The 16,098-nt window shown below is 65.3% G+C and carries 7 protein-coding genes; 5 read left to right on the plus strand and 2 right to left on the minus strand.

Annotation, left to right across the window (positions count from 1 at the left end; all coding sequences use genetic code 11):
- Nucleotides 1–2 precede the first annotated feature (2 nt).
- The 5 genes from D1F64_RS10110 to D1F64_RS10130 all read left to right on the plus strand — a co-directional run bounded on the left by D1F64_RS10110 (nt 3) and on the right by D1F64_RS10130 (nt 6,579).
- Entirely contained in the window at nt 3–1,259 is a 1,257-nt protein-coding gene (locus tag D1F64_RS10110; RefSeq protein ID WP_117412341.1) for a hypothetical protein, read from the plus strand.
- A 477-nt stretch (nt 1,260–1,736) separates the two neighbouring features.
- Nucleotides 1,737–2,789: a polysaccharide biosynthesis/export family protein gene (locus tag D1F64_RS10115; RefSeq protein ID WP_248304765.1), complete on the plus strand. Its 1,053-nt coding sequence runs from the start codon at nt 1,737–1,739 to the stop codon at nt 2,787–2,789.
- A 326-nt stretch (nt 2,790–3,115) separates the two neighbouring features.
- On the plus strand, nt 3,116–4,357 hold the full coding sequence (locus tag D1F64_RS10120) for a capsular biosynthesis protein (protein WP_248304766.1): 1,242 nt from the start codon (nt 3,116–3,118) through the stop codon (nt 4,355–4,357).
- A 64-nt stretch (nt 4,358–4,421) separates the two neighbouring features.
- Nucleotides 4,422–5,708 (plus strand): capsular biosynthesis protein, encoded by a 1,287-nt coding sequence (locus D1F64_RS10125; RefSeq protein WP_117412344.1) that lies wholly within the window; start codon nt 4,422–4,424, stop codon nt 5,706–5,708.
- A gap of 79 nt (nt 5,709–5,787) precedes the next feature.
- The gene (locus D1F64_RS10130; RefSeq protein WP_248304709.1) at nt 5,788–6,579 is read left to right on the plus strand and encodes an SDR family NAD(P)-dependent oxidoreductase; all 792 of its coding nucleotides are present in this window, start codon (nt 5,788–5,790) and stop codon (nt 6,577–6,579) included.
- Nucleotides 6,580–6,591: 12 nt separating this feature from the next.
- On the opposite strand, the gene D1F64_RS10135 is transcribed toward D1F64_RS10130, so the two are convergent.
- Both D1F64_RS10135 and D1F64_RS10140 read right to left on the minus strand, forming a co-directional pair.
- Complete coding sequence (locus D1F64_RS10135) at nt 6,592–7,968, minus strand: aminotransferase class I/II-fold pyridoxal phosphate-dependent enzyme (protein WP_117412346.1); 1,377 nt, start codon at nt 7,966–7,968, stop codon at nt 6,592–6,594.
- 23 nt (nt 7,969–7,991) lie between these two features.
- The gene (locus D1F64_RS10140) at nt 7,992–15,629 is read right to left on the minus strand and encodes a type I polyketide synthase (protein WP_117412347.1); all 7,638 of its coding nucleotides are present in this window, start codon (nt 15,627–15,629) and stop codon (nt 7,992–7,994) included.
- Between the last annotated feature and the right edge of the window lie 469 nt (nt 15,630–16,098).

Consider the following 16,098-nt stretch of genomic DNA (forward strand, 5'->3'; position numbering starts at 1 on the left):
CGATGCTCGATATCCCCAAGACGGCCGACAAGCTGCGCAAGCTCGCTGCCGATCAGACGATCGTTCGCTTTCCCGACGCTCCGCCCCCGGCGGAAAAACACGAGGTGGAGCCGACGGTCGGCGTGCGTCCGGCAGCTCCGCGACTCAGGCCTGTGCCCAGGCGCCGCAGCATCGTCAAGCAATCCTTTATCGCATGTGTCCTGCTGCCGACCCTGATCGCCGGCATCTATTATGCCTTCATTGCGGCGGATCAATATGCGGTGGAAGCCCAGTTCGCGGTACGCAGCAAGGAAAGCGGCGTTTCCGGCATCGAGGGCTTGACCTTCCTCACGGGGCTGACGGGGTCCTCGCCCAGCGCAAGTGATTCCTACATCGTCACGAATTTCATTGCATCGCGCGATTTGGTCGGCGAGATCGACAAGACGTTGGACCTGCGGGCCATGTTCTCGCGGCCTGAAGCGGATTGGTGGGCCTCCGTCGATCCGGAAGCGGCCATCGAGGATCTGGTCGACTACTGGAACACGATGGTATCGACGGACTTCGAGACCCACTCCGGCATTGTGCTCCTGGAGGTTCGGGCCTTCAGACCCGAGGATGCGCAAGCGCTTGCCGACAAGATCATCTCCCAAAGCGAAAAGCTTGTGAACGATATGTCTCGGCGTGCGCGCGCGGACGCGGTTGCGGAAGCTGAAAACGAGGTGACGCATGCGGAAATACGCCTGCGGCTTGCGCGCAAGGCGATTGCCCAATTCCGGGGGCGCGAGTTGCGGCTGGATCCCGTTGCCACTGCTGAAGCGCGCGAGAAGATCCTTGGCGAGCTGGAGGGGCGCTTGGCGCAACTTCAGACCGAGCTTTCCACCTTGCGCTCCGTCAGTCCGAACTCCCCGCGTATCGCCTCGACGGTGTTTCAGGTGGAAGCGGTCCAGAAGCAGATCAATGCGGTGCGAAACCGCACCAATATCCGCGACACCGAGAACGAAGGCTCTCTCAATACCCAGTTGACGGCCTACGAGGAATTCGAGACCGAGAAGATGTTCGCCGAGAAGGCATTCATCTCGTCTCTGGCATCCCTTGAGCAGGCGCGTATCGAGGCGAGCGGGCAGAACCGGTACCTGTCGGTCTTCGTGCAGCCCAAGACGCCGGACATCGCCGTCTATCCGGAGCGGATGCGCTGGGTCGCTGTGGTGTTCATTCTGGCGTTCCTGACCTGGGCCATCGGATCCCTGATCGTCGCCGGCATTCGGGATCACATGCAGTAGCCAGTCGCCTGGACATTCCCGAAAAAAGATTCTGTTTACCCTTTCTACAATAGACCTGTGTAGGTTCGTCTCGAGTCTTGGCCCGAGCGGAGTCGACGCGTAAACGCGCGGGTCCGGTTCCTGTGTCGGCGTCCGAAGCGTCATCCTGCGATTCGCGCCGGATGTGAGATTCGTCAGCTCAGGTCCCGCCTTTCGTGGGCGGGCCGGAGTTTTGACACCGCGCACCGCATGCGGCGCCGGAAATTGCGCCTATTTTTCAGGGCCTTTGTGTTGTTTATTGGCAACATTCTGGGGGAAGGCTTCGCTGAGGTGCGCTTGGGCGTGGCAAGGCACTGTGCGACCTGATAATCAGGCTGTGACCAATTGGCGAGGGGCGGTTTCGGAACTATGAAGATCGCGGCATTGTTTATTGCAGCATTCGTTCTTGGCAGCTGCGCCGCGCTTCCGGGGGCCGGTCCCAGCAAGTCGTCGTTGAGCGTGACCGATGTCGAGCAGGACATCGCCAGCTCCGATTATCTCGTCATTCCCGTGGACTCCCATGTGGCCGAGGTTGCCGGGCGCTATCGTCCGCAGAAGTTCGCCGACTACTTCGGGATCAAGTCGCGCCGCGAAACCCAGATCATCGGTGTCGGCGACAAGCTGCGCATCAACATCTGGGAAGCCGATTCGCAAGGGCTGTTCTCCACCGTTGAAGGAAAGAGCACCGCCATCGGGTCGGTGGTCGATCAGTCCGGCCGGATCTTTGTGCCCTATGCCGGACGCATCCAGGCGTCGGGGCGTTCGGTCGAAAGCGTCCGTACCATTATTCAGAACGCCCTGGTCGGCAAGGCAATCGAGCCGCAGGTGCAGGTGACTGTCGAGGGCAATCAGACCAACAGCGCGGTGATTGTCGGCGACGTTGGCAAGCCTGGCACCTATCCGATTTCGCTGGCCGGCACGCGGCTTCTCGAACTGGTTGCGAATGCGGGCGGCTCCAGAGCCAAGACGTTCGAAACGATGGTGACGCTGAAGCGCGGCAACCGTCAGGCGGCGACGTTGCTGCAGGATCTGTTTGACGTTCCTGAAAACAATGTGCTGCTGGTGAAGGGGGACAACGTCCTGCTGACCCAGAAGGCGCGCTCGTTCACCGCCTTCGGCGCGGTGACGAAAACGACAATCAAGGAATTCCCGACGCAAACGGTTTCCCTTGCCGAAGCGCTCGCCATGTCCGGCGGCCTCAACGACCGTTCCGCGGATCCGCGCGGCGTCTATCTGTTCCGCTTTGAGGATGCCGACGTGGTGCGCAAGTTTCGCAACGTGAAGTCGGGCGAACTGCTGACCGACGCGTTCCAGGTTCCCGTTGTCTACAAGCTGAACTTGCGCGATCCCAAGGCGTGGTTCCTGGCCCGCTACTTCGAGATGCGGGACAAGGACATGCTCTACGTCGCCAATCACAACACCGCCGAGTTTGGCAAGTTCCTGCAGATCATCCAGCCGCTGTTGTCGTCCGCCCGCGCAACCCAGCTCATCGCCGAGACGGCAGGCAACTGATTCGCGGTTTCCGGGAGCTGAATTGGCGTTTCCGGTTCACGGGTAGGGGTGCCTGAGGGCGGCCTGCACTGTTGCATGAATACCGTGCACGGCTGAGAAATGAAGCAGCAGCCCGTCAAAGGGGCCCGTAGTGGCAATTCCCCTTGGCAGTTTGACGGCATGCCTTCAAACTGGCCTGACGTATATGAAATAAGATTTTGTAAAATCCTGGATCGTGACTGAGCGACATGACGGCACGCTGCTTCTTATTTTTACAGGGACCGCCGTCCTTTTTTTCGGCAGAGCTCGCTTCCGAGCTTGTCCGGCGCGGCCATCGTATCTTGCGCGTGAATCTCTGCACCGGCGATCGGCTGTTCTGGCCGCGCCTCGGAGCGCTGAACTACCGCGGACGTTTCGAGGACTGGGAAGAATATCTGAATGATCTCGTCCGTCGCGAGGGCGTGACCGATATTCTCTACTACGCCGACCGGCTGCCCTATCATGCCGTTGCCGCCGATGTCGCGCGCGCTTTCAAGATCAATGCAATCACCTATGAGTTCGGCTATTTGCGCCCCGACTGGATCACGCTTGAGCGCGGCGGCATGTCGGCCTACTCGCATTTCCCCCAGGACCCGGACGTGATCCGGGCGCTGGCGCGCGATCTGCCTGAGCCGGACATGGCGGTGCACTACGCCTTCGCGCATCAGATCGAGGCGGCCTACGAGGTGTTCTACAATCTGTCGAGCTACTTCGGCCGGCTCCTCTATCCGTTTTACAAGTCTGATCGGATCTACAATCCGCTCGTGGAGTATGTCAGCCATATTCCCCGCCTCTTGAGCGGTGGCTTCCATCAGAGGCAATCCAATGCGGCGATCGACGCATTGGTCGGCTCGGAGACGCCGTTCTACCTGTTCCCGCTGCAGATCCAGAGCGACTACCAATTGCGCGAGAACTCGCCATTTGCGCATCAGAATCAGGCGATTGAGCTGACGATCAAGTCATTTGCGGAGAATGCACCCGAAGGCGCGCATCTCGTCATCAAGCAGCATCCTCTGGACAGCGGCTACGAAGGCTGGAAGGGCACGATCAAAGCCATTGCCCAGCGCCACGGTGTGGCCAGGCGCGTGGTGTTCATCAAGGCCGGTGATCTTGGAAAACTGCTGGGCAACGCCCTGGGTACGGTTCTGATCAACTCCACGGTCGGTGTGCATGCCCTGCGGCACGGATGCCCGGTCAAGGTTCTGGGCATTGCCACCTATGACATCGAGGGTCTGACCTGCCAGCGTCCGCTGGACCAGTTCTGGCAGTCTCCGCCCAAGCCCGACGCCGATCTGTGCAACGATCTGGTGCGCCTGTGGGGCAACTCCATTCAGGTCAAAGGCAACTTCTACACACGCGCGGGCCGCAAGGCCGGCGTTCAAAATCTGGCCGAGCGGCTGTGCGCAGGCACGGTCAACGAGCCGGGCGCCTTCGTTCCGGTACCGCCGCGGCTGGCGCGGGCGCGCATGCTCGGGATTGGTGTCGCCGCACCCGGAGAAGCCTGGAGCCCGAGCAGCGGCGTCGCGGCCGCGGGCGGTCCCGCAGAATGAAGTTTGCTTGCACTGGCGTGTAGTATTTTAAGCGAATTTCATTTTCCAACGGGGCAATTGCGGCATGGCGGCCTCTGACCGGCGCACCTTCCTGTTTCTCCAAGGGCCGTTGTCGCCTCTCTATGGCGGTATTGCCGACAGGCTCGCGCTCTCGGGCCATCGCGTGCGGCGAATCAATTTCTGTTTTGGCGACTGGATGCACTGGCGGCGCCCCGGCGCGACAGCCTTCCGCGGCCGGGTCGCGGACTGGCCCGATTTCATTGCCGGCTATCTGGAGCGGAACGGCGTCACCGATGTGGTGCTGCACGGCGACAGGCGCATCTACCACAAGATCGCCGGCGATGCGGCGCGGGCGCGCGGCATCGCGGTGGTTGCGACGGAGCTGGGGTATCTGCGGCCCGACTGGATGACGATCGAGCGCGATGGCACCTCGACCGGATCGCATTTTCCACTCGATCCGGATGCCATCCGCGATGTCGCCGCACGGCTGCCAAAGACCGATCTGACGCCGCGGTTTGCCAACAGTTTCTGGCTCGTGGCCGTTCCCGACGTGCTCTACAATCTCGCCAACGTTGCCTTCTTCTGGGCGTGGCCGCACTACCAGAAGCACACCATCTACAATCCGCTTACCGAATATCTGTCCGCCGGCATACGCCTCCTCGGCGCGCCGCGCCGCAATGCTCTGGCGCGCAAGCGGCTGGACAAGATCGCCGCGCGCAATCTGCCGTACTTCGTGCTGCCCATGCAGCTTGAGGGTGATTTCCAGTTGCGCGATCATTCGCCCTACTGTGGCATGGAGGCGGCGCTACGCGAGATCATCGGCTCCTTTGCGCGCAAGGCGCCCAGGGATGCGCGGCTGATTGTGAAGTCGCACCCGCTGGATGCGGGCAGGGAACCGTGGCGGCGCATGGTGGGACGCATGGCGCAGAAGGCGGGTGTTCGCCATCGCGTGCACTATCTCGGCGGCGGCCGCCTGGACGCGATGCTGAAGGGTGCCTCCGGCATGGTGACGGTCAACAGTTCCGCCGGGATAGAGGCCCTGCGCGCCGGAGTGCCGGTCAAATGCCTGGCGCCGGCCATCTTCGACGTCGCCGGGCTGACGGATCAGCGTCCGCTCGACGCATTCTGGCTCAACAGCGCGCGGCCGGATCGAGCGTTGCTGGCGGATTTTCTGCAGGCTCTTGCGGGGAGCGTCCAGGCGCGGGGATCGATCCACAGCCGCGAAGGGCTGCAGGAAGCGATCCGCACGATGGCGGCCCGGCTGGAGGCGCGCGATCTCAACAGCGGTGGCGCCTATGTGGATCCGCCGCCGCGAGTGGCCCGCGCCCGCGCGCTTGGCGCGCCGCTGTGATACTCGAACCCGGCAAACGCGCCCGCATTGGCGCGATGCTTCGGGGGAAGCCTCGGCATCAACAGACAAGGAAGCCCGCGTGAGTGATGTGATGAGCGTTGTGATCACCGGGGCCAGCGGCGGCATCGGACAGGAACTCGCCCGGGTCTATGCGCGACCCGGCGTAACCCTTGGGCTGGTGGCGCGCGAGGCGGAGCGTCTGGAGCCCACCGCCGAGGCCTGCCGCGCGGCGGGAGCCGATGTTGAAATCGGGGCGCTCGACGTCCGGGATCGTGTGGCCCTGCATGCGTGGCTTGCGGACTATGACGCCCGTCATCCGGTGGATCTGCTGATCGCCAACGCCGGCGTTTCCTGCGGACTGGGGCCGGGCCGCAGCCGGGAAGTGGATCTCGACGCCGAGCGCCTTGCCGAGGTCAACTACAAGGGCACGGTGCATTCCGTCTCCGGAATCGTCGAGGCGATGCGCGCGCGCGGATCCGGCCGCATCGCGCTGATTTCGTCGCTGGCGGGCATGCGCGCCTTGCCCGATATGCCGTCCTACAGCGCCACCAAGGCGGCGATCATCGCCTATGGCGAGGCCCTGCGAGGCTGGCTGCGGCCGCACGGCGTCAGTGTCACGGTGATTTGCCCGGGCTTCGTGACCTCGCCGATGTCCGCGCGTCATAGGGGTGGAAAGCCGTTCGAGATGCCGGCGGACAAGGCGGCCCGGATCATTCGCAGGGCCATCGATCGCCGCACGGCGTTTCGCGCGTTTCCCTGGCCGCTGGTGCTGGGTATCCGGCTGTCGAAATTGCTGCCGCCACGACTGTCCGATCTGGCCTACCGGCCGTTCATGGCAAGTGTGGACCGGGATCCGCGCGGCGACGTCTGACGGTGCGTTGGCCTATCGCGCGCCGTCCATCAGCGTTTTCAGTCCCACGCCGCTCTCGCGAAGCGCCGTGAGCTTCTGCGCGGTCAGATGCACCGCGCGGTCGATCTGCTCGGCTGTGTGTTCGCTGGTGATGAAGAAGCGCAGCCGCGCCGCGTTTTCAGCCACCGCCGGGAAGATGATCGGCAGCGCGTTGACGCCGTCCTCCAGAAGCGCGTTTGCCAGCATCGCCGCGCGAACGCTGTCGCCCACCATCACCGGGACAACAGAGTAGCCGTCGCTCGGTCCGGTATCGAGCCCCGCGGCGCGGGCGGCTTTCAGGAAATGATGGCCGTTCCGCTTGAGCCGGGCGACACGCTGAGGCTCGCGTTTCATCACGCCGATCGCGGCAAGGGCCGCGGCGGCCAGCGGTGGCGCCATTCCGACGGAATAGACGAAGCCTGGGGCCGTCGCGCGCAGGTAGTCGCACAGCGCGCTGGAGGCTGCGATGTATCCGCCGCAGCTCGCCATCGTCTTTGACAGCGTGCCCATCCACAATTCGACGGCGCCCGGATCGATCCCGAAGTGTTCGGCGATGCCGTATCCCCGCGCGCCGAGCACCCCGATCGAATGCGCCTCATCCACCAGAAGCCAGGCGCCGTGGCGTTGCTTGAGGGCGATCAGCCGCGGCAGGTCCGGGATATCGCCATCCATGCTGTAGAGACCCTCGACCGCGATCAGGACGTGCTCATGGCGGTGCCTGTGGGTTTCGAGATGCGCCTCGAGCGCGTCGAGGTTGCCATGCGGGAAATTGAGCCGCTTGGCGCCGGCCAGCCGCGCGCCCTCGGTGATCGAATTGTGGATCAACGCATCGGTGAGGATCAGGTCGCCTTCGCCCAGCAGGTGGCCGATGGTCGTCACGTTGGTCGCGTGTCCCGACACATAGACGATGGAGTCCTCGACGCCGTGCAGTTCGGCCAAAGCGTGTTCGAGGTCCCGGTGGAAGGGGCGTTCCCCCGCCACCACCCGGCTGGCCGAAACCGACGTGCCGAAGTCGTCGATGGCCCGCTTGGCGGCGCCGGAAACGTCCGGATGCCCGCTCAGGCCGAGGTAGTTGTAGGAGGCGAAATTGTCGTGCTCGCGTCCATTGATGCGGGTGGTCGCGCCCGCCAGCGCGTCATGCGCGCGGAAGAACGGATTGGCGATGCCGATCATCTCCGCGGCCGCCATCTGCATGCGCATCTGCTTGATCTCGGGCAGAGAGGCGAAATCGAAGGCCTGCGCTTTCGTCGCGGACTTCCGCACCGGTTCGGCGCGATGCCCACGCCCCGTCTTGCGTCCGGCGCGCAACGACTGCATCAGTTTTTCGCGGTCGGTTTTCGACAGTCCGCCCAGATTGCGCTCTTCGGTCATGAAATTGGGTCCGTTGCCAGCCGCTATTGTACCAGTTTTCCGATGGTGCTGCTGCGCTCCTCGACCTTTGCCGCAACCTGGGCCGCTTCCTCGGCATCCAGCGGCGCCGCATCGCCGAAATGCTGGCCCGCGAGGTTGCGCGCTTCGGCGGACATCGCGCTGGCGTCCTCGCCCTTGGTCACGCGGCTGGCGATGCGCGCCGCGAGATCGTTCAGCGTCGCGCCATTGGCCAGCGACATCAGCGGAATATCGACGCCCAGTTGCCGTTCCGCGCCCATTCTCAGTTCCAGCGCCATCAGCGAATCCATGCCGATTTCGCTCAGCGGCCGGTGCGGATCCAGCTCTTCGGGCGCGATGCGCAGGATGCGGCCGATCTCGTTGCCAAGCAGCCTGGCGACCGTTTGCGTGGCGGCAAGCGGATCAAGTCCGTCCAGCAGAGCCTTCAGATCGATCACGCCCTCGGCGTCCAGGTCCTGCCCGCTGGCGGAAAGCCCGAGCATCCCCACGAGGGGCGTGTTCAAAAGCGCCAGATCCCGGCGCGCGGCACTCCAGTCGATACGGGCGAAGCCCACGGCGGGCGGGACACCGCCCGTGCGGCTGCGGGCGAGAAGCCGTTCCAGTCCGTCCATGGCTTCCGCCGCGGTGAGCGAATGACGTCCCAGCTTGCGCGCCAGCAGCTCGTTGACGTCGTTGTTGCGCGCCAGATAGCCGGCATCCGAGATCGCGCCCCAGGCGATCGCCAGAGCGGGAAGCCCTTCCGCGCGGCGTTTGGTCGCCAGCGCTTCCAGATAGCCGTTCGCGGCGACGTAATTGGCCTGTCCCGGATTGCCCACCAGCGTGGTGGCGGAGGAAAACAGCACGAAGGTTTCCAGCGGGTCGGATCGGGTCAGAACCTCGAGGTTCTCCGCGCCGCGGATTTTTGGCGCCATGACCGATGTCATCGCGTCGTCCGAGAGGTTCGCCAGCAAGGCGTCCTCCAGCACCATGGCGGTGTGGTAGACGCCCCGGATCGGCGGCATGCCGCTGCGCGCGTTGTCCAGCACCGCGGCGAGAGCGGCGCGGTCCGTCACGTCGCAGGCCACCGCCTGAACCGTGGCTCCCGCGTCCTCAAGCTCGCTGATCACGGTCTGAGCCGCCTCGCTCGTGGCGCCGCTGCGGCTTGCCACCAGGAGATGGCGCGCGCCCTTGCGGACCAGCAAACGCAGCAATTCCGCGCCGAAGCCGCCAAATCCTCCGGCGATCACATGGGTGCCGTCCGCCTCGAACGCCAATGCGGAGCCTTGCGGTTTGTCGGCGGGCGGTTGCGGCGGGCGCAACACGATCTTTCCGATGTGGCCGGATTGCTGCATGACCCGGAACGCGTCGACCACCGAATGCGGATCGAAGCGCCGGAAGGGCAGGGGCGTGAGCACGCCGTCCTCGAACAGCGCCACGAGCTCGGCGAACAGCCGCTGCGCGAGCTGCGGCTGGCGGGTCAGCAACTGGTCGGCGTCGATGCCGAAATAGCTCAGGTTTTGGCGGAACGGCCGCAGCCCGATGCGCGTGTTGCCGAAGTAGTCGCGCTTGCCGAGTTCGAGAAAGCGCCCGAAGGGTTTCAGCACCTGGATGCTGCGCTCCATCGCCTCGCCGAACAGCGAGTTCAAAACCACGTCGACGCCCTGGTCATCGGTCAGCTCCATGACCTCTTCGGCGAAGTCGAGCGAGCGCGAATCGAGCACGTGATCGACGCCGAGAAGCTTCAAAAAGCTGCGTTTTTCCGGCGTTCCCGCCGTGGCAATAATGCGAGCGCCCCGCGCCTTGGCGATCTGCAGCGCCGCGAGACCGACGCCGCCGGCGCCGCCATGAATCAGCACCGTTTCGCCGTCGGCGAGCCGCGCCAGTTCCGCAAGCGCGTAATAGGCGGTGAGGAAGGTGACGGGTATGGTTGCCGCCGCATCGAAGGACACGCCCGCCGGCATGGGGGCGCAGGCGGTTTCGCTGACGCAGACGTGGCTTGCGAAACACGCCGGCGCGAAGGTCAATACCGTGTCGCCTTCCTTGAACCGCCGCGCCTGTGGGCCTGCGCGGGTCACGACGCCGGAGCACTCCATGCCCAGCGTCGGACCGGCGAAACCGTCCTCCAGCGCTTCCTCGGGCAGCAGGCCCAGCGCCCACATGACATCGCGGAAATTGAGCCCGCTCGCGCGCACTTCGATCTCGATATCGTCACCGGCCGGTTCGGGCCGCGCCGCGCGGCGCCAGCGCAGATAGTCGAGCGACCCCTGATGGTCGATATCGAGGCGGATACCGCGTGCGTCGCGTCCCTCCGGAGTATCGTCGTCCAGAATTCCGCCGCGCAGGATGCGCAGGCCCGAGCGCCCATCCATGCCGCGGATGATTTCGCGTTCCTCGTCGGGATTGAGGATCTCATCCGCCAGGCGAATGGCCATTTCTCCCGGTTCCAGGGCCGGCGACACGTCGATGAGCCGCACGGCGGCATTGGGATATTCATTCATCGCCGTGCGTCCGAAAGCCCAGACGGCCGCCTGCGCGGGGCGTTGATCGGCGGGCTGTTGCTGCATCGCGCCGGGCGCCAGCAGCCACAACCGTGTTTGCGCGCCACCGATGTGCCGCAACAGGCCCTTCAGCGCGATGGTCCGCTTTCCGGCGACGTCCATCGCGTCGACGGCATCGTCATTGGCGGCTGTCGGATGCGGCGCGGCGGTCTTGGCGGATACGAATGCGCCGGCCAGATGCACGATATCGGCATCCGCATCGAGAAACGGTTGCAGGGCATCCGCGCCGGACTCCGAAACAACGCTGTCCTCGTTCAGCAGCGTCGCGGGACGCCCGCAACGCTGCAACCGGTGCGCCAGCGCCTCCGCAAGCCCTTGCGACGATCGCGTGCCGTCGTGAATCAGGACAATGGCTGCGCCAGGCGCGGGCGCATCGGATTGATCGCCGTCGGTTGTGGTGTCGGCCGGTTCGGTCCGCTCTTTGACGATGCGGGCCTCTGGCGCGCGCGCCAGCAGCAGTGCCGCTTCGATCGCCGGTGTTTCGAGGGTCGCGGAATGGCTCTCGCAGAAGCCGGCATCGCCAAGCGCCTTGCACCACTGCGCGCCGTCACGCAAGGGTGTGACGGGGAAGCGCGGATCCTGGCCTTGCGCCCACCAGTTGGCGCCGATGCCCTGCAGCAGCTCGATCAGCGGCGCGGGCGTGTATTCGGCGGCAATCAGAAGTGCGCCTGGCGCAAGCCGCTTGCGCAAGCCGGCAAGCTGCTCCTCGCTGAGGCGGGCCAGCATGTCGGGGCCCACCAGCACATCGAACCGCGCAAGCGGCGCATCATCGCTCAGCAGATCCTCGAGCGGCGTGTGGTTCGCCAGCGCCGGTCCGTGCCAGATGCGTGTGGCGCGCGACACCACACTGGCGTCCGGATCGCTGATCGTGAGCGTGGCGTTGGCGGGATCCAGAAGTCCGGCGAGGCGGCGGTTCAGCGCCGGATCGCCCGCGCTCAGCGAAAGCACGCGCAGCGGCTCGCGTTCGGGCCAGCGGCCTGCAAGCGCGCGCATCGTGCTCTCGATCGCGTCGGCGAGCGGCTGATAGCTTGGCGAGGCCGTGCGGAACTGCTCGAACAGCGCCGTGGAGAAATGGGCGGCGGCCGTGTCCGGCAGGCCCTCATGCAACAGCGCCGGCAGGTCGTCGCGCAGGCGCGCCAGCAGCGACAGCTCGGCGATCCGCTCGGGGGCTTCCTGCGTGATCGTGCGCAACAGGGTCGACGCCTGCGGCAGATCCTCACCGTCGGCAAGGCGCCAGACCCCGCCGTCGCCTGGAGAATCTTCAGCCGACGGAACCGGAGTGGCGAGGCCCGTATCCTCCAGCCAGTGCAGAAGATAGACCACCAGCGGTTCGGCGGAGGCGGCCAGCATGCCCGCATCGCGCAGCGCGTCCGGGTCGATGGTTTCGCCGTCCGTCAGCCCGCGCAGGGCGTCGAGCGCGACCGACTGCGCCAGCGCCTCCAGCAGCAGCAATGCCTCTTCCGGCCCGCCGTCCGCATCATCGCTCGATTCTGGCGCGAGATCGGAGAGTGCCGCGACAGCCTCCCGGGCGGCCGAGACGCCACCGGCCTGTGCGAGCGCATGATGGATGGTGCGATAGGTGAGTTCGTCCGGCCGCTCGGAGCGTCCCAGCGCCACGGCGCGGAAACGCGTGCCTGACAGCCGCGCCACCAGCCCACCATCGTGATCCAGGAACTCGAATGTCGCCTCGATGGACCGGCGCGACGCCTTGTCGACGCGGATACGCACGGTTGCGGGCTGTGCATCGCTTGTCAGCCGCATGCGGCCGAGCCGCACGGGAAGGAAGCTGGTGTTGGCCGGGGTCTCGCCGCTTGCGCGCAAAAGCGCAAAGAGCCCGTGGAAGCCGGCGTCCAGAAGCGTGGGGTCGAGGCTGAACGGCGTGCCGGAAACGCTGTCGGAAACGGCTGCCGTTGGTGGTTTGAGGGTCAATGTCGCACTGCGATCGTCGTGGGTTGTGACCGCTGCGCCGCGCTGGAACGCGTCGCCGTAGTTGAGACCGAACTGCCGCGTCAGCGCATAGAGCGCCGTGTCGTCCATGGCCGAGGCGACCAAGGCCGGCTGCTGGCCAAGGCGCGGCGCGGCGCCCGTGGCGGGCGACACGTTGATACTGCCGCGCACGTGCAGCGACCATTCGCCGTCCGTCAGCCGCGGGCGGCTGGAAATCTCGAACACGCTGTCGTCGGCGGACATGCGCAGCCGCGTCTCATAGGAGCTGTCCGGCTCGAACACCAGCGGCCGCAGGATGTCGACATCGCGGATTTCGACGGTCTCGCTGTTGAGCCAAAGCTTCGCGGCGCGCAACGCCATCTCGAAATAGCCCGCGGCGGGAAAGACGACCGCCTCCTCGACCTTGTGGTCTGCCAGCCAGGGCACGATCTCGGGATCGAGAATGTTGAACCACTCGCTGAGGTCCGGCTGCAACTGATAGCCCAGCAGCGGCCAGGTCGTGCCGGAAAAACTGTTGAGACCCTCCGTGGTGGCGTCGGGACGGTAGAGCTGGTTCTGCCAGGGATAGTGCGGCAGCGGCGCCGGCACCCGCGGTGCGGGACCGAAAAGCCGCGCCTTGTCGACAGCGCCGCCGTTGGCGAAAACGGCCGCCGCGATTGCAGGCACCGCATCCGGCCGATCGTTCTTGCGGTCGAACGAGGTCACGATCGCGACCTTCTTGCCGGTCTCGCGTGCGATGTCGCGGATATAGGTCGTCAGCAGCGGATTGGGGCCGATCTCGACGATCACCCCCGCGCCATCCTCCAGCAGCCGTGCCATCGCGTCGGCAAACAGCACCGGCTTGCGGACGTTGTCCCACCAGTAGCGCGCGTCGAGCACGGGGTCCGGCCTGTCGGGATAGACGGTGGAAAGGAACGTGCGTTTCGGCGCGCGCGGATTCAGCCCCTCCAGCGCCTCGATCAGCGGCGTCTCGATCGGGTCCACCAACGCGCAATGGAACGGATAGTCGATGTCCAGCCGGCGCAGGGCCCAGCGGTTCTTGCGCGCGAACTGCCCGAACGCGTCGAGGCTGTCCGTGGGGCCGGAAATCGTCACACTGCGCGGGCTGTTGACGGCGGCCACCTGCAGTCCCGGAAGTCCGGATGCGGCGAGCGCGGCTTCCGCCTCGTCGCCGGGCAGCAGCAGGGCTGCCATGGATCCCAGGTGCTTGGTGATTTCCTGGCAGGTGCTGCGGGTGTGAATGATGCGCACCGCGTCGTCCAGATCGACGATTCCCGCGGTCCATGCCGCCGCGACTTCGCCGACGCTGTGGCCGATGACCGCGTCCGGCGTCACGCCCTGTTTTTCCAAAGCGTCCACCAGCGCGCCCTGGACGGCGAACAGCAGCGGCTGGGCGATCTCCGTGCGGTCGATCTCGCTTTCCAGGTCCTTGGAAAACAGCATCGTCGCCAATGACCAGCCCGAAAGCCGCATGAACTGCCGGTCGATTCGATCGAAGGCGGCGCGGAAGGTCCGGTCGCCCTTGTAGGCGACGCAACCCATTCCGGCCCACTGCGAGCCGTTGCCGGTGAAGGCGAAGACCACCGGCCCCGTGTTGCCCGTGGTCTGACCCGTGATCGCGGTCGCCGGCTTTTCGCCGCCGGCGAAGGCGTGCAGCGTGCCGATGCGGGCGCGGGCCTCCGTGTCCATCACCACAAGCCGGTGCGCCAGCGCCTCACGGCAATAGGCGGCGCTGGCCAGCATGGCGGCTGTGGCGTCGTCGCCGACGCCATCCAGGTGATCGCCATAGCGCTGGGCCAGGGCCTTCAGGGCGTCCTGTGAAGCGGCTGAAAGCACCAAAGGCGCATGGGCGCTGCCGCCCGCGGGCTCCAGCCGGCGTGGCGGGTCGCTGATCACCGCGTGGGCGTTGGTGCCGCCGAAGCCGAAGGAGTTGATCCCCGCCAGCCGTGGCGTCTCGCCGCGCGCGATCGGCAGGGCCTCGCCGGTGACGGTCAGGTTCAGGCCATCGAAATCGATGTTCGGATTGGGGGTGTCGAAATGCAGCGACGCGGGCACGAGATCGTGGTCGAGCGCCATGATCGCCTTGACCACACCGGCGAGCCCCGAGGCCGGTTCCAGATGGCCGATGTTGGTTTTCACCGAACCGATCGGCAGCGCGGCGGCGCGGTGCTTCCCAAGCGCTTCGCCGAGCGAGAATGCCTCCGCTGGATCACCCACCTGGGTGCCGGTGCCATGCGCCTCCACGAAGGCCAGATCGCCGGGGTCGAGTTCGAAGTCCCGATAGACGGCGCGCAACAGCTCCGCCTGCGACTCGCCCGAGGGCAGCGACATGCCCACGGTGCGGCCATCGGCGTTGATGCCGGTGGCGACCAGCCGCGCGCGTTCGACGTCACCGGCAACGCGGGCCTTCTCTGCTGACCGGAGCACGAGAACCACCGCGCCTTCCGAGCGCACATAGCCGTCGCCTCCGGCATCGAATGCCCGGCACAGTCCGGTCGGCGACAGCATCGACGCGCGGGAGAAGCCGATGAAGGAAAATGGGCTCAGCAACAGATTGACGCCGGCGACGATCGCCGTGTCGATGCGCCCTGCGCGAATGGCCTCGGACGCCTCGTGCAAGGCCAGCAGGGATGACGAGCAGGCGGTGTCGACCGTGAAGCTCGGGCCGCGCAGGTCGTAGATGTAGGAAATCCGGTTGGAAATGATCGACAGGGTGTTGCCGGTCATGAACTGCACGTCGCCCGCGGACGGGTCGAGCAGGAAGCGGTGGCTGTAGTCGAGCGCGGAAGCTCCGACATAGACGCCGGTCGCGCTCCCGGCGAGGCTTTCAGGCGGAATGTGGGCATGCTCGAGCGCTTCCCACACCACCTGCAGCAAGAGCCTTTGCTGCGGATCGGCCTGAATCGCCTCGCGCGGGGAGATGCCGAAGAACGCCGGGTCGAAGCCCCACGGATCGTCGATCTGTCCGGCCGCCCAGGTATAGGTCTTGCCCGGTTCGCCGCGGCGCGGATGCAGAAAGCGTTTCAGGGGCCAGCGGTCTTCGGAGACCTGGGAGATGGCGCATGTTCCGCTTTCCAGCAATGACCAGAATGCACCGTTGTCGGGAGCAGAGGGAAGCCGCGTGGCATATCCGACGATGGAAATTTCTTGGTTATTCATATGCACGCATTTCAACTGTAACTGGCATTGGACAACTGTGAAGTGACGCTGGTCATTGGTACCGGCATCGACCTTGCGGGCGTCGCTGCGCGGGGTTCACAAAAAGTCGGTCATACAGATGCAGTGGCACGCTTGCTTGGGCGGCCTGCCGCGTGGATGGGTTCGACAGGCGGACGGGGCCATATGGTCCCGTGATCGCGGCGGCACACAGCGGATCTTCCCGGTATCGCCCGGGAACGGATTTTTGTCTTGGGAACGCCGAGGAGAATCGTGAAAAGCTGTCGCATATTCGGGTCCGGCCCGCCAGAACTGTTGCGACCGGTCCTCGCTGGATCGAAGATCTGGAGCGTTGCCTAGCATGACAGAATGATCGTCCTTGATTGCGCCAGAAATATTCTGCCCGGCACCCAAGGTGCGTCGAAGCTCTGGGTTGGGGCATGCGCCGTATACACATTTGCTCGACGGCTAT

It is taken from the genome of Breoghania sp. L-A4, assembly GCF_003432385.1.
Taxonomy (GTDB): Bacteria; Pseudomonadota; Alphaproteobacteria; order Rhizobiales; family Stappiaceae; genus Breoghania.